Origin of the sequence: Caballeronia choica (genome assembly GCF_001544535.1) — a bacterium.
GTDB classification, from domain to species: domain Bacteria; phylum Pseudomonadota; class Gammaproteobacteria; order Burkholderiales; family Burkholderiaceae; genus Caballeronia; species Caballeronia choica.
Genome location: NZ_FCON02000020.1, coordinates 49,714 through 65,537 on the forward strand (window position 1 = coordinate 49,714; position 15,824 = coordinate 65,537).

Sequence of the window (15,824 nt, forward strand, 5' to 3'; positions counted from 1 at the left end):
ACCTCAATTAGCGAGTGACCAACGCGATAACGCGGTCCACACAGTTCAGGATGGAAAGACCCAGTGCCCAGTTCGCGTATTGCTTCCGGATGGCGTCAGGGGTTTGTGCGAGGGGAATAAAGCCGAGGTATGTCGAGCCATCGCCGCTAGAGTTGAAGTACTCGTAGTGGCTGTCGAGCAGATCTCCGATGTGAGCACCGTTCTCGGAAATCAGGGAACACGCCGGATAGACGCATTCAAGCCGAAATCCATAGTCGAACAGGGTTCGGTTGCCGGCTCGACGCAGCAACAGTGTGAGCCGTTCCAGTTCGAGACAGAGCCTGCGCACCCAGCCGCTTTGAAAGCGGCGGATACGCCCAAGCGCGTTGATACCAAGAGCCGAGCGAAGGAAGTACCGCCTTTGCAGAGCCGACCACTCGGCAACATCCATGTCGTCGGGGCAAAGCTCCGGCCGAACGGTCGAAGGCAAGTAGTGCTCGATCTCGGCGGCGTCGTCACCAAAGCGGTCTCGAAGCATCTCCATCGCGTCTTCGTCGCTCGCGTGCGGGTCACCGTCCCAGTACCACTGGGCGAACATCCCGAGGAACTCGTCAGGCGTTCGGATCCACACTGTTCGAGCGGAAGCGCGGTTGATGAGCGTCAACACGGAGCGCAGAAGACGCGGATGGGCCTTTCGCAACTCGTGAGCGCGTTCACCGAATTCCCATAGCTGCTCGTCGCCGACCTCAATACCGAGATACAGCGAAGACGCGGGGACGAATTCCTCCCCATCGTAGTGGTACTGGATCTGCGCCCGGATTGCTTCGACATCACAAAGGATGAAGTCAAAACCCAGACGCGTCCACCTGGCCCGCTCGCGGTTCACGAACCCGAAAAAGCCGTGGGCAAGTGCTTCGCCCGCGGACTTAAAGGAGGGCACATCGCGAGAACGAAGCGGCCCCGCCTCGAAGTGGGCTGTCACCAGCGCGGCCAGATCGGGGCTGGCGCCCCACTGCATCACGCCGTTCACCAGGACGTCGGCATCAAACCCAGGAAGAGTCAGAAAACCATTGGCAGGTCGATGTCGGGCAGCGGCAATGCGTTGCGGTTGCCAACGCTCTCCTGCGTCAGCGACTTCTGAACCAGGCGGGCGAGGATCGAAGAACATGCGGCGATCTCCTTGTCATGAAAAAAAACCGCCCTTTCGGGCGGCTCGCGAGTGGATTGGGCACCGGTCGGATTTGACAGTGCCGTGAGCAGGTCACGCTTACGCATGACAGTGAGTCGAACAACCTTTGGCGCCTGCCGCGCGCACAAAGGTAAAGCTCATAACCTCGCCCGAGTAACCGGGGCCGTCGATGGCAGCGGTGGTTAGCTCCGGGTATTGCGCGGAGTAGAGATCGCGGACATCGTCAGGCGTGAAGGTATGGCCCGGATCCGCGAGAGTGACGCCGTTGTAGACAAACTCGCGCGTGAGTGTTGCGACGGAAATGGACATGGCAATTCCTTAATCGAAAAGCGATGCGAGGTTGGTCCCGGTGCTGGCCGGTTCCGACGATGCCGACGCGGTTTCCAACGAGCCAGCCAAAGCGGTTTTCTGCTCCTGCGCGTTGACGTTGCTGTCGTTGACGTTGCTGTCCTCGTCGTTGTCGTCGTCATCTCCCGCGCTCTCAGCGCTCGGTCTACCCGGCGCCGGCGAGACCGGCTTGCTGCCGCCCTTCGCCAGCGTCTTGGTCGCTTTCGAGACTTGCGTCGTCTTGGCGGCCTCGAGGATGGCAGTCGTGGCTGCAACCTGCTCCGCGAGCGATGCATGCGCCCCGGTGTAAGCCGCGAGCGCATCAGCGAAGCCCGCGTCGAGTTCGGCCGCCGGGGCGGTGAGAGCGAGCGGCTGAAGCATGGCAGAGTCTTTCGCCGTGCCTTGCGGCATGACGAAAACCACCATCTCGTCGCCCCTCATCTGCAATGACAGCGTGAGCTTCGTGCAGGTGCGCAGAAGCGGTTCAATAGCAACAAACATAAGAACTCCGAGAAATGAAAAGACCGCCCTATGGCGGCCTGAAGGTGAGATGTTTTGGGCACGACGGTTAATCGAAACACCCGTCCTGCTCAATCGCGTCCGGCATCGCGAAGCCTTCGTCGTATGCAAGAGTGAGAGTCGGTTCGTCCGCGAGGAACGCCGTCACCCTGTCTGCACGCAAGCCGCTGTCGGTCGAGAGCGCAATCGCCTCATAGAAGTAATCGTCACCCAACCCACAGCGATACAACGCCAGATTCACACGAGCGCGAAGTTGGAGGTCAAACGCAGAGGTCATCGTTCCGTTTGACCGTTACTTGAAATTGAGGACCTTCGGAATCTTGCCCGTGTAATCGAAGCCTTCGACCGCCAAAAGCGCGTCGATGGCCTCGGGTTTGGACTTGCCGAAGACTTTTTTGAAGTTCTCGCCGAGCGCGACACGGATGCCTAGCTCGTCGGCTACCACCATCATTTCCGACTTCGTGATCAACTCCAGAAACTCCTTGCAGAGCCTCCAGTGCTTCGCGAGATCGAGCTTGTGGTGCTTGCACAGGCGGGTCAGGTACTGAACGTCCAGCCCCTGGATCGCAGCGATGGTCACGCCTGTGACGGCATGAGCAAGCTGCGCGTCTTCAGCGGTCGCCGTAGCAGCCGCGGCCTTCGTGACGTCGGCCGCCGGAATCTGCTCCTGAGTGAGCCTCTCCCAGATGCCGGATAGGGTCTTTTGATCGACGCATCGCATCTGATCGGACAGCGCGATCGCAACGAGGTATCGTTGGGCAAGTACAGGGTCTGCGCCAACCTCACGCCGCAAGGCTTTTCGCCACAACGCCACACGATACTGTTTGATCTTGTCCGATTCGGCCACGACCGTCGCCGTAGGGTTGCTCGTCGTCGGCGGCTCGCCCGCGCCCTTTCCTAATGCAAACTTGGCTTTCGCCGCGTCCGCTATCTGGTCAGGCTTCGGCTGCATCGCAGCTTTGACCGCTTGCAGATGCGCCGCGACCTTCTTCATATTGCACACCATGTCGAAGCACTGGCCCCGATAGACCTTGCCAATCGAGTCAGGCAGACCGCTCACCGCCGCGCCGTAGTTCTGGCACGCGTGACATGCCTTGGCCTGTTCCTCGCCAACGCCCTTCGGACCGTCGACGGCGAGTTGCACGCGCGTGTGGTTGTCGCCGGCACGCACGATTCGCACGACCGGATACTCGTCACGCAGGCCAGTGGCCGTCGCGTCGAGAATTTTTTCGGTCTTCTCGTTGTAGCACGTGCGGTTCGTACAGTTTCCCGTACCGATGGACTCCCCGAACATCTCGCCCTGGGTGGACGAGTTGTGCGGGCATCCGGCGCAGTCGGCCTTGTCGAAGATCGCAGCAGCCAACGCACAGGCAACCTGTTCGATGGTTTTCTTGACCTCCGCAACCGACTTGGCTTCCTTGATGATCACCGGCAACAGCTTGTCTTGCGTCTCTTTGGGAAGAGCCGCGAGCAACTCGGCGTGACCGAGCAGAAGCTGCCGCGTGCTGAGGGCATCGAGCACCGGTGTGCTGCAGTTCATGAGCGCCAAGCGCTTGTCCAGCGTCGCGCGTGACCATCCGAAGATTCGCGCCACCTCGTCACGATCGCCCTTGCACAGCCCGACCTGTTCGGCGGCGGCGATCGCTTCTTCCGCCGGCGACATGTCCGCGCGTTGGATGTTTTCGATGATGGCGAGTTGCTTCGCTTCGACTTCATCGATCTCCTTTACGACGACGGGGATCTCGTAATCCTCGCCGTGTGCGGTCATGGCGGCTTTGTAGCGGCGACCACCTGCGACGAGGCCGTAACCACCTTCGGCCAGCGTGCGCACGATGACAGGTTGAATGACACCCTTTTCACGCACGGACGCTGTCAGCTCTTCCATCTCCGCTGGATCGAAATACTTGCGGGGATTGACGCTCGCCTGGATGTGCTTGAGGGCAAGAGTAGGTTGTTGTTTCATTTGCAGGGTCTCCAAAAGGGGAACCCGCCCCTTCGGGAGTGGTTCCCGAAGGTTTGAACAACGTGAGATTGGCCGGAGTTCGGCGCTTGAGTCGATGCGTCGGAGACGCGGGTGATAAAGTAAAGATAGAGATTTACTCACCCGATCCAAGTTAGAAAGCTCGTTAAATGATGGTACCTTTCCGCCTCTCGACCATCGGCGGTGACCTGCTGACCGTCTTGCCTCTACATCTGCTCGTCGGATACCCGGTCGAGCGAGTCGATCAGGTTGTTCGGCACGCCGCGTTCTCGCATGAACGTCCGTTCCGAGTGGTGCCAGATACCGTTTAGGTCATGCAACTTCCCTTCGCGCAAGATTCGAATCGATCCAACTCTCGACCGTGATCGATTTCGGTTCTGCCGCCCGTCGGAGGGAACTGACTGCTCGCCTCCATAGCAAGGTGCGTGAAAGCAACCGACGACAAAAGCCCGAGAGTTCGCGCTCCACCTTGTATTCGCTGCGAATTTCCATTCGCAGCGTACTCGGTCCGGCCGTTCGCAAAGACATCTTGCTCGGCATGCGCGACCGCGTCATAGGCCGATGCCTTGTCACTCGATGCGGGGGGCCGTCGCAGGTTTTATCCACAATTTCTGTGAACAACCCTGTGCACAACCATCGCCGGCGCCTTGCTGGCGAGCCCTTTAAGCCCTTTACGTTACGACTCACGCTTTGAGATTCGGCGCAGTAGATGTAACGCGTTACAGCGACTTTTGAAGAAAGATCGCGATTTCGATATAGCTTTCTGGGCGGACATGACACCGTGCTCTCGTCCGTGCCGGATTAAAGGCGCACATTTGCCACCCCCTTTCGACCGCTCGGCGTCGCCGGTTGTCGCGAAAATACGAACGATCGCTCGCGCGCGCGTGAGCACCGGATCTCATCACTAATTCCGAGCCTTCAATGAAGCTCAGTCATCGGGCCGCTGTGTCCATCCTCACCTTGGCCGCTGTCACGTCTGTCGGGTCGATCGGACTCGCGACTGCTCAATTTAGCGCACCGAGCAACGCCGCACAGGTCGTAATTAACGCCGTGACGAGCAAGCTCAACGGCGTCGTCGATGCCGTCAGTGACTTGCCCGACGACAGGCGGCTAGGCGTCCTCACGCGCCGCGGCGCCCAGTCGATGGACGCTCTGAAGAAAAGCCTCAACGAACAAGGGGTCCAATTGAGCATTGCGGAGCTAGAACGTTCGGCATTCCTCGCACGCAACGAGAAGAGGCTCAGCGTATTGCTCGTGCTGACTCTGTTCAATGCCTTCGCGCTGGCTACGGGCGCGATCTCACTTTTTGACGCGTACTGCGGCAAGGCTCGGCACCGCGCCAACGCGCTGAACTCGCCCGGAGCCTTGAAAACATGAGCACGATCTTGGTTGAATTTGCCGATATCACCCAAGACCCTGCGAGCGCGCGATGCGGGGCAACGCCTGCAAAGGGCATGCCGGACAGTCTCCTTGATGCCCTTATCGGCGCGGGTTGGGTTGAATATCGCGACTATGCCGCTCCCGGCGTGCTGAAACGAGTCACGGCGCGCTTTCCGACGGACGCGCACCGCGAACAGTTTGCTTTGTCGGTACGTCAGATCAGCAATCTTATGGGCACACGCGCGACCGTCTTTCGCGACGGCCTCTGCACGTTCTCAGCGGTATAGAAATGGGCACTCATCTCGTTCGACGAAATCAGTGTGCCTCTCGAAGAGGTGCAGGACAACCCGGTCCGATTCACGACTCGACTTGACCGCGCGAAAAAACCTCGGGGTATGCGGTCTGTTGCTACCGCCCAGCCGACGGTCCCAGCCCTTGCGGCTCGTGGTCCGCCGTTATGGTGCGTTCTTTCATCTCGCGCGCTGGCCAGGCGCGCGATACCGGCACGAGCGCGACACCCGTCCGTTCTTCGCAGACCGGGGTCATCCGAAATGTCTCCCGGGACGACGCACGGGGCAATCCGCAACACGCCCAACGGAATCAACGCGAAGCTGGACATCTCGTTGTCCGTGCGAACCGTGGGCGCAGTCACCCAATCCAAAGAGTCAACGGCATCGCACGGCAGTCGACGTCGCTCGGCGCCCCTGCTTGGCTTCCTGCAACGCATCTCGCTCGACGCTGGCCTGAATCAGTGGGCGGGCGTCGCATCGCGCAACCGGGCCACATGCAATGCCCGGATCCTCGCACTGCTCGGCGACGGCAAGATGAATGGCAGACCCGTTCAGGATGTCGTAGACATCATGCGCAGATACGAGGAAACTGCGCAGGCAACGCTCAAGGCTGAATTCGAGGGGTTCCTGACCCGGATCAAAACGACCCCGGAGGCCACGGAACGCGGCGTTGCTATCGCCGGGTTCAAATCACTCGAGCCATCCAAGTACGGTTTCGTCATCAAGATTCGGCAGACCTTCGAGACGTTCTTCGCCTCGAAGCAGGAGATCGAGGCGGCATCGAAGTCTTTCCGCTACGCGTGGTCAGTGATTGGGAGCACCTACGCACGACATCATGAAACGCACCTTCAACTGCGGTCACACCGGAAAGGGGAAGTACTGCCACGCCTGCGCGGCCGTGGAAAAAGAAAAGCAGAAGAAGCGTGTCGCGCGCGAAGCAAAGCGCGCCGCGAGACGTGAATCGTCCGCCCAGGACCCGGTGGATCTGAGCGTTGTGAGCCACCTGACGGCCGTGCAGCGCGAAGCGCGCAAGCTACTTGCAAGAGTGAGTTCCGGCGTTCACCCTTTTGCGCTCGACGGCAAACCATTGAAATCCTCCGCTGGCAAGTTGCTCTCGGTCCCCGTTGGACGCTCGTATCGCCTCCTTTTCGATGCGCCGACGCTCAAGCCGTTGCGTATCGTCAGCCACGAGCACTACAACGCAATCGCATCAAGTCGGGTGATGGCGTAATCGCTTTCTTAATGGAGACGGCGTGCTGCAAATGACATCCTTCTTCGGTTCGCAGAATCTCGCCTACGACCAGCAGCACGACTCTCTTCTGTTGACGGACGACGCGTTTTCCCGCATGAAATTAGGGTCAACCGTCGGTAGGCGCAACCTGTCTGATCAGCCGCAACAGCACGCGTGGCGAATCGCCCTTGCGACAGTAGGCGTCCATTCCACATGCCTTGCCCCGGGCGACGACCTCCCGTTCGGCAAGCGACGTATGGGCGATGATCGGCACCAACGATAAGCGCGGCGAAGTGCGAAGAGCCTGGGCCACTCGGAAGCCGTCGAACTCAGGCATCTGAATGTCGAGCACAACCACATGCGGGGTCCAGAATTGCGTGACTCTCAGCGCGTCCGCACCGCCATGCACGATTCTGGGTTCCAGGCCTTCGCTTCGCAGCACGTCTTCAAGCGCAGCAGTCAGCGCATCATCGTCGTCGACAATCAGTGCGGCAAGCGGTGGCCGAACTGCGGCGAAAGATCGAGAGGTCCAAAGGCGGTGAATCGAGCGATGGTGAGTGCTGGCTTGCATGGCACTGAATGGGTTGGAATCACCATTTCTGTCAGCAACCACTGTGCCCCGAGCCGATCGCAGACGCTCAACCGATGAGTCGATGCCGTTACGCATCTGTTCGAAGGCGGTTTGCGCGTCTCGGGGCGCCGCCTCGTAGGAGATGTAGACAACGCGGGATTGTCGAACCACGATCACTGCGTGTCGACTGGATTCATCGACAAAAATTGTCCATACCCAGCCGCCGTCCCGCCGCTGGACCGAAAAAATCTCCGAGGCGCCGATCAAGCGTCACGAGCCTCGCCGCCGCTTCAAAAGCCCACGCCGACGCCGACGCCCCCACCAATTCCGCCCCCGCCGAAGCTGCCGCCCCCAATGCCAACGCCGATACTCGTGCTCGGGGCGTAATAGCCGGGCCCACCGTCCGCATCGTACGGCTGCTGCGCAGTCACGCAGCCGGCGACGGCAGCCACTAAAACCAACATGCCGAATAGGCGAATCATGGTTGCCTCCCGTTCATGAGCAGAAGAGCAATATCCAGTCCCTCGATGAACGTGAATTTCACCTTCGGCACATGAATGGTTGGTTCAACAAGCGATTTCGTCAGATGATTATGTCATTTGCCCACCCAAGCTATTGCGCTCACGCACGCCGCGCTGCACCGATATCGGCTATTGGCATACTCCTTTTTATGGGAATATCCCAGTTGTTATAGGCAAACCGATACGTGTTCGGTTTGGATCGTAGACCTCCTTTCCCAGTGCAATGACCGACGAACTCTTTCCCTGCGCGCACTGTGGCGGCAACTGGGCATTTGGCTGGTCCCAACGAGTGATCGGCCGACCTTCCAAGCCAAAACTGGACTTCTCCCGAATTGGGACCGGCGCTGGTCGAGCGCTGATCATGGGAGACACGGCATCCCGCTCTCCCGAAGATCCACCCACGGAAAATGTCTGCTGCATCGTCTGCGAAGACTGCGGGATGCAAACGCCCTGGTTTCCGATTGGGGACAACAAGAACGCAGCGCTGGATAGGGCAGGAGAGATCTGGAATCAGAGGCTCAACCGGCGGGCCGCGACCGAGGGTGACTTGCTCGATTTGATCCGCAAGGAGATCACGCCCGTCGACGCGCCCTACGTCCTGGACCTTCTCGCGCGTACGACGGAAGACTGGGAGAAGCGCGGGCCGATTTTCGCAATGCTGGCGCAGAAGATCGTGGACGGCAAAATCACCATGCGTGACTTCTGGCCGATCGACCCTGTCCTGATCGACGCTGCCCGATATCGCACACTGCAGCAGCTCGCGAAGTTCGTCTATATAGATGGTGTCGCGTCCGTGCAGTTTCCCCGAATTCCGGCCACCGGCGGCGAGGAGCAACGGAGCTTCGAAGATCGCGTCGGCGCGGCTGTCGATGACCTGCCCGAGCGCAGTCGCTGGTAACTTGACTTCCGAAGGGGGCCGTCACACTTGACTCAGATCTCGCCGCGCCAGGCGAGACGCCCTTACCGGAGAATCCCATGTCGCCATTCGAGTACCTGTGCGCCGCATACCGCCGCCGCCAGGAACTCGCCCCCCAGCTCCTGACGCTGCTCGCGCTCGGCGTTATCCTCACCAACCACGCGATAACCAGTCCGATCCTCGACTGGACCCTCAACTGACCGCGAAAAAGGCGGTTTGAGCGAAGTAGATGTAACGCGTTACATCTACTCAAACCATTTGCTTGCTCTCCGCGATTGATTTAAAAGGCTTTCTCTTCCACCCCAATCCCCAAGCTTTTGGATCTCAAAAAAGACCTCGAGGACCAACCCTGCCAATCGTATTCGACTAAGCGCTGGTCGAAGCCAGGATTCTATAGAGCGCCTGTCTTGATATTCCCAAGTTGGCTGCCGCATAACTTTTCACGCCGTTCGCATGGAGGACGGCTTGTTGCGCTTGCTCGCGCGTGACCGCACTGCTCTTTTTTGCCCGCTGTACCGTGTAAGTCGACAAGTAGGCATTCGCCTTTGTCGCCCGGCTATGCCCGGCGGCCTCCACCACCCGCTGCATCGCTTCCTTGTGGAGCTCCTTGGTTGCCCGTTGACCCGACTGCTTGATCGGCGCTTCGACTCCCGTCAAACGCTCGTACATTCCCTGCAGAAACTGGTGGCGCAGACCGTGTGCCGTGACACCGAGGTCGTCTTTTCTCACGCCGTGCTTGCGCAGCACGCGATAAAACCGGTCCTTCCACTGCTGCTTGGTGAAGCCCAGAGGAATTGTCGATTTCGAAACCGGATTCGACAATTTTGCCGCCTCTTCCAGCACGGGAAAGTTGTCGCCAATCGGTACCACGCGGTCGCGCCCTCCCTTAGTGCCACGTGTGACTCGCAGCTGGCCGTCCTCATGCATTGATTCAACCGGCCGGAGCAGAAAGCTTTCTTCGACACGCAGCCCAAACGCGACCTGTAGCTTCAATTGGACCGCCACGTGAAGGTCGGTTTGTGCGATCTCTGCAAGCTTTTTCAGCGGATCGATTCCATTGCCTTCCCATGACTTGTCCTCGGACGCTACATACGATCGCACGAGATCGTGCGTTGCTCGGTCAACGTAGTCCCCGAGCGTTCCGACCAGGTTTGGCTTGCGCATCCACTCTGCAAGCGCGCGGAAATACGTCAGCTTGTTCTCGATCGTGCCCCCGCTCAACTTGTTCTTCGCCCACAAGTCGACGAGAGCCTGCACATGCTTCTGTTTCAACGAGTACGGCGATTGGAGGGCGTAACCATGCTCTCGCAGCTCAACAAATGATCGGCAGATCTTTTGAATCCGGTACAGTTGCGTCTTCATCGAAAGCGGCTTGCTCGTCACCCGCGTGCGGCTATGAACCCGATCGACGTTGTCTTGGAAAAGCCTCTCAAGCTCCGCCTTGAAATCGGCCGGCAGCCGATAGTCGCGCAAAACCGAGCGCACGTTCACTGTCACCGACATATTTCCTCCTCTCGCCTCGCTGTTAGTAGATGATCAAGTGCGAAGAACAACGTCCGCCCCATTTCAAAAGCCTGATCCGATTCAGTCGAGGCTTTGAAGAGAGGCGATCGCACACCGCTGTCGAGCCCGGCAAAGCCCCACCCGGCCATTCCGGCATGCTTCAGCGCTACCCGTCTCGCCTGCACGTCATCGAATCCCAAGCGCACGGCCAGGCGCCAGAGCGACCCAGCGGCGTCCGCTTCGAGCTCGTGGTTCACCCATCGAATTCGCGTGACCTTGCGAGCGGTCGGTCCGCGTTCCGCGCCGGGAAGGCGTCCGTGAAAGCGCATGTCGTCGCGTTCGTGAACAGCCAACATCTCTGACGCCTTGATCTATGTGCGTGTGTGACGTCACTCGTCTACTCGGAAAAGCGTCCGATGACACCGTCGAATTTGCGCAGAAAGCGAGCAGCCGTTCGCGCTAGCACTTCTATCCATGGCGTGATGAACGTCCACTCCACAAGGGCTGCCGGCGACACCTCATGCTTCTCTCATCCGCCCGTGCGACCGTCACGCGCCCGGGGCCTCTTGCCGCTTCGCGAGAGCCGTCGGGAGCCTATCCCCTCGTCTCGTTCGCGCTGCGCGCTGCGTCGCCCCGCCGGGTCCAACCTTCCTGTCCTTTAGCGATTCCATTCGATCAGCCCCGCACGTGGAAGAAACGTGCATCGACTGTCCGTCTTGTTGCGTGCTGCCAGAAGTCACGCTCCCGCGTGAAATCAGCCCGCGACGTTGCTGCTAACGTCCCCAAACTGGACCTGCCTTTGCAGGATCTCTTCGTTGAGTCTCGCCTCGCTGCCGCCGCTGGTCGAGCTGCGCGGCTAGTCGCTGCGCGAACCCGGCTATGCCGCTGCTACGGCTACCGCGCCGGCCATGACACGCGACTACGCGTCCGTGTGCTCTGTCTTTCGACCGCACGACCGTGGCCATCTGCTCGGTAATTGCTTTTGCGCTGTTTGTTCTCCGGTGGCGCCTACCGTTCGTCTTCCGTACAGGGACGTGTTCGCCTATATCGCCTCACACGTACCCTCATCCCCAAGCGCGTTGAATCCGCCGCGGTGTATCGGGCCTCATGCAACGTACCCAGCTTCGTATGCTGAAAGGATGCGTCCATGCTCATCGAGTCGCCGTGTGATCGCGTCACCGGAATGTGTCCGTGTCCGCTCACACCTCGTCTCAACTCGCAATTTCGGGCAAAACCGCCCCCAAACCCAATGGATATCGCGTGTCCGTGGTCCTCAACTTGGCTCACGGTGTTTTTGATTAGATTCAGAAAAAGGCCGCGACAACTTGCGGCATGTGACAAAGGGGGCTTTCGCTAGGCAAAGCGATCCCCTCGATGGTCCGTTTAGGAGGTCGATGCGCTGTTCGCGCGGTGGGTATTGCTGAGGATAGCCGCGAATATGCACGAAGCGCGGGCAAAAGCTGCGTATATGTTGTGAGCTTTTGATCCCTTGACTTCGCGGTGTTGCCGATAGAGTAGGTCCGTCCGCATCGAGGCTTGGGGCCCTGCAGGGGCCCTGTTCGGCCCCTGCACGGGCCATGGGAAGTATCACCGTCACTAAACGCGTGCTCCTTGGCCCCTGCAGGGGCCCAGCATCTCCCGCGTCGACCAGCAAGGCCGCACGAGGGGCCAAGCATGGGCCAAACAGGGGCCAAACAGGGGCCAAGCGATGAAACGATGCGACGCCTCGATTGAACTCTTGGAGAGAGAATTGAAAGCACAAGTTTTTGCGGTTGACGTGGGATACGGCAACACGAAATGCGCATTTCGCATGGGGTCCGATCTTGCAACCCTGATGTTTCCTTCGCTCGCGCCTCTCAATGTAAACGAGGCCGTCTCGAGCTTCGGCCAGGGAGTCCTCTCGGATCGGAAAGTCGAAGCCATTGAAGTCGAAGGCACGATCTACGAGGTTGGTCCCGGCGTTGACCGCTCCTCGGCTTACGGAAACGCTGGTCGGATCCTTTCCGAGGATTTCTGCACGACGCCGAACTACGCAGCATTGCTTTATGGGGCGCTCCGTTTTGCAGGCGTCACCGAGGTCGAACGCTTGGTACTCGGTCTGCCCGTGCACAGCATCGGCAAATATTCGGCGAGTATCCGGGAGGCATTCACCGGCACACTGAACTTCGGCCACGGTCCCGTGCAGATCGCGAGCGTCAAGGTCATTCCGCAGCCATTAGGTTCGCTCGTGGCATTTTCGGAATATGGTGGCAGCCGCTTCGATCGTAAGAATGCCCACCTCGTCATCGACGTCGGCTATTTCACGACCGACTGGGTCGTTGCCAATGGCTTCACGATGTTGGACCGACGCAGTGGCGGCGCTCCTGGCGGGGCCTCTCAGATTTATCAGCGCATGGCATCGTTGATTGGAAAAGAAGAAGGCGAGCCCGTTACCGACATCGAACGTATCGATGAGCAGCTTCGGGCTAAGGACCCTCTGTTGTTCTACGGCAAGGACATCGATCTCTTGCCGTACCTCGAGCAATCTCAGGCAGTCGTATTGAGCACGGTTAAGGAAATCCAAAACAAGGTCGGTCGCACGGCGGACATCCGGTCCATCGTTCTAACTGGTGGCGGCGCCGCGCTTTACGAACCAACAATCCGCGCGGCCTTTCCCCGAACTCAGGTCGATCTGCTCGACGCACCTTGCTTTGCGAACGTCAAAGGCTTCCTCATCATCGGCGAATCGACGCTTGCCCGCGAGCGCAAACTGCTTGGGGCCGCAGCGTGACAAAGAAGATGCTGATAAAGGTGACCGTGGACGACGCGCTTTTCCCTGAACTCTTTCACCGTCTCAATGAGTTCGAGAATCCGCGACTGCGTGCGGCAATCGTGCGCACACTTGCCAACGATTCCCTTCGAAACGCGCGCGGCCCATCTGACCAAACTCTCGGCAAGGAAGGTCAGCATGCGACGACCAGCGAAGTGCCGCCGGCCTCGCCCCGGGAACTATTAGCACCTTCGCCCGGCGTACCGGCGCCTGAAGAGATGGAACCGCACACTTCGGTGAATCTGTCAGAGCGGTTCGATGTCGACGCAATCGCCGATCAGTTCGCCAGTTTTTAGGCACTGGTTGAACGAACCTGATTTCAGGTTCGCGCCGATCGCGCCCTTATCTCGGCGTACCTAAGAACGCTGAAGCGACCGCCAGCCAAATTAACCGTGCGGTGCCTTGACTTCGATGCCCAGCTGCGAAGATGGGCCATCGGCTTCTCGAAACAGGCGTTCACGAACGCTTAACTTAACGACCGGAGCAACACCATGAACTTCATCGACACTCTTGCCCAACTCGACTGGATCCGCGGCGTTCGGTTCTGGATTCTCGTCGCGACGGCTTTCGCCGCATGGGAAGCTGCATTTCTGTTCCGCCGGGCGGTGCTCACTCTCGCCAAGAAGGGAGGTGACCATGTACGGTAAATTCATGGCGATGCACTGGGTTGCTCGCCGAGCAATCATTGCGACCGTTTTCTTCTCGATCATGATCGTTGACATCAAGTGCTTCCCGACATGCACCATCACGATCTGGGTCTGGGCAATCTCATCGGCGGGTTGGCTTCTCGCGATCGGATTGGGCAGGCCAACCTTCATCATTCTCCGACTGTTGATCAGGGTAGCGCTCCTGTCCCGTTATGGCTGACCTCCCCCTACGTTGCACATGCCGAGGCAAAAAAAAAGCCGCGCTCTGATGAGCGCGGCTTTTCTACATGGAATTGTGAATTCTTCAAGCAAACAAGTTCGCAAGAAACGTCGTGATCAGACAGATCACGAAAGCAGTGGCTACTACGGGTTAATACTCGCACTCAGATTCCATACCCGATCTCCTACGTTGAAGGCCGAGCGACTTAGCGCAGGGCTGCGGCTAATTAAGGAGCGTGACACCTTGTGCATCGGCTTGTCGACGCACGCAGTAAACCCACGCGGTTTCGAACGGGAGCCCGACCTCGACGGGGCGAGCGTTGCAGCTTTTTCTCCTGTCGATGACGTCGTAAGCCACGGCATCCGACTTGCCAACCCGCACAGAGCCGTTTTTTACACCCGAGGTTGCGACAATCATGTATTGGCCGACAATCATGCAAAACATGTCCCGTTCTCCAATGGATAAGCCCGGGGGATTGCGGCCCCGGTGAGGACGAATCCCCACCGGGCGGTTTAAGAACGACAGTTCTGCGGGGAACGCCCCGCTGTCAATCAAGCATGTGCAGGTTCCAGCTGGCGACGCGTATCTTGTCCGCCACCAACCTGACACCCTGACGCTCTTGAAGCAAACCACTCGTCTGCAAAGTCGGTATCCCGCTTTTTCGGACGATGAACCATAGCCCTGTACCCTTCGGTCCGTAGGCGCTTGGCGAGCTTCAACGCGGCGTCGACCCCCGGCGATTTGCCTGTGCGAGGATCGAGCGCATCGAAGTCTGCGAAGATATGGACAACGCGAATGCCGAGGCCTTCGGGCACAACAAAATCGGCCAGCAGGATGCGGTTCAGGCAATACCAAACCGGCACACCAAACTGCATGTGCGCGGCATACGCCGTCTCTAACCCCTCCGCCACTCCGATCTCCCCGTCGACCGGGTCCATCAGCCGGACTGCGCCGCCGTTGAGCTTGTGAAGCGTCACGTCGTTCAGCTTGGACGGCAGGATCTCGCCATCGTTAGTGACGATCGTCGCCTTCGTCGGCTTCGAGCGTTCGAGGAACGTTCGATGCAGCGTCCCGAGTCGTCCATCGGGCAGCGTGAACCGGGCGATGATGCCGGGCCACTCGCCGATTACTTTCTTCTCATGCCGATACTCCAGCGTCGCCATCCGCAACGCCGGGGACGGAGCAGCGCACAGCCCGGGCACGCGCTCGCGCAAATAGCGCGGCACCAGTCCGTCGGAGCCTATGGGCGTGGCGCGGTCCCACATCGAATCAAGCCGTTTTCGAGCCCATTGCGGATCGACCTTCCGGCCCGGTACTGGCGGGCTAACGGGCCGTTGGGGACAGCGTCGCGCGTCGGCGAGTGAGCCGCCTTCCAGTTCGATCATCAGCTCACGGAAGGTGATACCCCCCGCCTTGCAGATCAGTTCGAAACCGTCGCCAGCCTTGCTGTCGCCGTCATTGCACTTGCGGCACACCCAGTCGCCACGGCCCCTGTTGTTGTCGTAGGTGAAGCGGTCGTTGCCGCCGCAGATGGGACACGGAGAGCCTTTCCCGGTCAGCGAGCTTGCGGGCACTCCATACTTCTGGAGCAACGCAACCCACTGTTCCGGGGACAGCTTGACGGTCCTAACATTCATATGTCACTCCAGTTCGTGGCGTGGTTGAGGTCGATGCCTGAGACAGGCGGTGAAACCGTGCTCAAAAAAGCCGTCTTGGTCGCGAAGGCGAAGCGAGACGAACG

Annotated in this window: 19 protein-coding genes; 7 read left to right on the plus strand and 12 right to left on the minus strand. The window is 59.4% G+C overall.

Annotated elements, in window-relative coordinates; translation table 11 throughout:
- Nucleotides 1–7 precede the first annotated feature (7 nt).
- The 5 genes from AWB68_RS11930 to AWB68_RS11950 all read right to left on the minus strand — a co-directional run bounded on the left by AWB68_RS11930 (nucleotide 8) and on the right by AWB68_RS11950 (nucleotide 3,977).
- Nucleotides 8–1,147 (minus strand): PRTRC system protein F, encoded by a 1,140-nt coding sequence (locus tag AWB68_RS11930; protein ID WP_087644558.1) that lies wholly within the window; start codon nucleotides 1,145–1,147, stop codon nucleotides 8–10.
- A gap of 99 nt (nucleotides 1,148–1,246) precedes the next feature.
- On the minus strand, nucleotides 1,247–1,477 hold the full coding sequence (locus AWB68_RS11935; RefSeq protein ID WP_087644559.1) for a PRTRC system protein C: 231 nt from the start codon (nucleotides 1,475–1,477) through the stop codon (nucleotides 1,247–1,249).
- 9 nt (nucleotides 1,478–1,486) lie between these two features.
- Nucleotides 1,487–1,996: a PRTRC system protein E gene (locus tag AWB68_RS11940; RefSeq protein ID WP_087644560.1), complete on the minus strand. Its 510-nt coding sequence runs from the start codon at nucleotides 1,994–1,996 to the stop codon at nucleotides 1,487–1,489.
- A 67-nt stretch (nucleotides 1,997–2,063) separates the two neighbouring features.
- Complete coding sequence (locus AWB68_RS11945) at nucleotides 2,064–2,255, minus strand: hypothetical protein (RefSeq protein ID WP_125482920.1); 192 nt, start codon at nucleotides 2,253–2,255, stop codon at nucleotides 2,064–2,066.
- 51 nt (nucleotides 2,256–2,306) lie between these two features.
- The gene (locus AWB68_RS11950) at nucleotides 2,307–3,977 is read right to left on the minus strand and encodes a PRTRC system ParB family protein (protein WP_087644562.1); all 1,671 of its coding nucleotides are present in this window, start codon (nucleotides 3,975–3,977) and stop codon (nucleotides 2,307–2,309) included.
- A gap of 939 nt (nucleotides 3,978–4,916) precedes the next feature.
- Between AWB68_RS11950 and AWB68_RS11955 the strand changes: the two genes are divergently transcribed.
- From AWB68_RS11955 to AWB68_RS49345, 3 genes are all read left to right on the plus strand, one after another.
- Nucleotides 4,917–5,372 (plus strand): hypothetical protein, encoded by a 456-nt coding sequence (locus tag AWB68_RS11955; RefSeq protein ID WP_087644563.1) that lies wholly within the window; start codon nucleotides 4,917–4,919, stop codon nucleotides 5,370–5,372.
- The gene (locus tag AWB68_RS11960) at nucleotides 5,369–5,662 is read left to right on the plus strand and encodes a hypothetical protein (protein ID WP_087644564.1); all 294 of its coding nucleotides are present in this window, start codon (nucleotides 5,369–5,371) and stop codon (nucleotides 5,660–5,662) included. The genes AWB68_RS11955 and AWB68_RS11960 overlap by 4 nt, the downstream gene beginning before the upstream one ends.
- A gap of 982 nt (nucleotides 5,663–6,644) precedes the next feature.
- On the plus strand, nucleotides 6,645–6,896 hold the full coding sequence (locus AWB68_RS49345) for a ParE family toxin-like protein (protein WP_235028288.1): 252 nt from the start codon (nucleotides 6,645–6,647) through the stop codon (nucleotides 6,894–6,896).
- A 127-nt stretch (nucleotides 6,897–7,023) separates the two neighbouring features.
- Here AWB68_RS49345 and AWB68_RS11970 read toward each other — a convergent pair whose 3' ends face one another.
- Together AWB68_RS11970 and AWB68_RS11975 are read right to left on the minus strand one after the other, a co-directional pair.
- Nucleotides 7,024–7,734, minus strand: a complete 711-nt coding sequence (locus tag AWB68_RS11970) for a response regulator (RefSeq protein WP_087644566.1) — start codon at nucleotides 7,732–7,734, stop codon at nucleotides 7,024–7,026.
- A gap of 23 nt (nucleotides 7,735–7,757) precedes the next feature.
- Entirely contained in the window at nucleotides 7,758–7,949 is a 192-nt protein-coding gene (locus AWB68_RS11975; RefSeq protein WP_087644567.1) for a hypothetical protein, read from the minus strand.
- A 262-nt stretch (nucleotides 7,950–8,211) separates the two neighbouring features.
- Here AWB68_RS11975 and AWB68_RS11980 point away from each other — a divergent pair, with 262 nt between their 5' ends.
- Together AWB68_RS11980 and AWB68_RS48180 are read left to right on the plus strand one after the other, a co-directional pair.
- Nucleotides 8,212–8,886 carry a Lar family restriction alleviation protein gene (locus AWB68_RS11980; protein WP_087644568.1) on the plus strand — a complete coding sequence of 225 codons (675 nt, stop codon included), beginning with the start codon at nucleotides 8,212–8,214 and terminating at the stop codon, nucleotides 8,884–8,886.
- Between the two features lie 77 nt (nucleotides 8,887–8,963).
- Nucleotides 8,964–9,104, plus strand: a complete 141-nt coding sequence (locus AWB68_RS48180; protein WP_160110001.1) for a hypothetical protein — start codon at nucleotides 8,964–8,966, stop codon at nucleotides 9,102–9,104.
- A 166-nt stretch (nucleotides 9,105–9,270) separates the two neighbouring features.
- Here AWB68_RS48180 and AWB68_RS11985 read toward each other — a convergent pair whose 3' ends face one another.
- Nucleotides 9,271–10,407 (minus strand): integrase domain-containing protein, encoded by a 1,137-nt coding sequence (locus AWB68_RS11985; RefSeq protein ID WP_087644569.1) that lies wholly within the window; start codon nucleotides 10,405–10,407, stop codon nucleotides 9,271–9,273.
- On the minus strand, nucleotides 10,398–10,763 hold the full coding sequence (locus AWB68_RS11990) for a hypothetical protein (RefSeq protein ID WP_087644570.1): 366 nt from the start codon (nucleotides 10,761–10,763) through the stop codon (nucleotides 10,398–10,400). Before AWB68_RS11990 ends, AWB68_RS11985 begins: the two co-directional genes overlap by 10 nt.
- Before the next feature lie 1,394 nt (nucleotides 10,764–12,157).
- Between AWB68_RS11990 and AWB68_RS11995 the strand changes: the two genes are divergently transcribed.
- Nucleotides 12,158–13,177: a PRTRC system protein D gene (locus AWB68_RS11995; RefSeq protein ID WP_087644571.1), complete on the plus strand. Its 1,020-nt coding sequence runs from the start codon at nucleotides 12,158–12,160 to the stop codon at nucleotides 13,175–13,177.
- Nucleotides 13,174–13,512 carry a hypothetical protein gene (locus tag AWB68_RS12000; RefSeq protein WP_087644572.1) on the plus strand — a complete coding sequence of 113 codons (339 nt, stop codon included), beginning with the start codon at nucleotides 13,174–13,176 and terminating at the stop codon, nucleotides 13,510–13,512. The genes AWB68_RS11995 and AWB68_RS12000 overlap by 4 nt, the downstream gene beginning before the upstream one ends.
- Before the next feature lie 90 nt (nucleotides 13,513–13,602).
- Here the strand turns inward: AWB68_RS12000 and AWB68_RS46435 are convergent, their stop codons facing one another.
- From AWB68_RS46435 to AWB68_RS12015, 3 genes are all read right to left on the minus strand, one after another.
- Nucleotides 13,603–14,034: a hypothetical protein gene (locus tag AWB68_RS46435; RefSeq protein ID WP_125482921.1), complete on the minus strand. Its 432-nt coding sequence runs from the start codon at nucleotides 14,032–14,034 to the stop codon at nucleotides 13,603–13,605.
- 271 nt (nucleotides 14,035–14,305) lie between these two features.
- Nucleotides 14,306–14,527: a hypothetical protein gene (locus tag AWB68_RS12010; protein WP_087644574.1), complete on the minus strand. Its 222-nt coding sequence runs from the start codon at nucleotides 14,525–14,527 to the stop codon at nucleotides 14,306–14,308.
- 107 nt (nucleotides 14,528–14,634) lie between these two features.
- Nucleotides 14,635–15,720 carry a DUF7146 domain-containing protein gene (locus tag AWB68_RS12015; protein WP_087644575.1) on the minus strand — a complete coding sequence of 362 codons (1,086 nt, stop codon included), beginning with the start codon at nucleotides 15,718–15,720 and terminating at the stop codon, nucleotides 14,635–14,637.
- Nucleotides 15,721–15,824 lie beyond the last annotated feature (104 nt).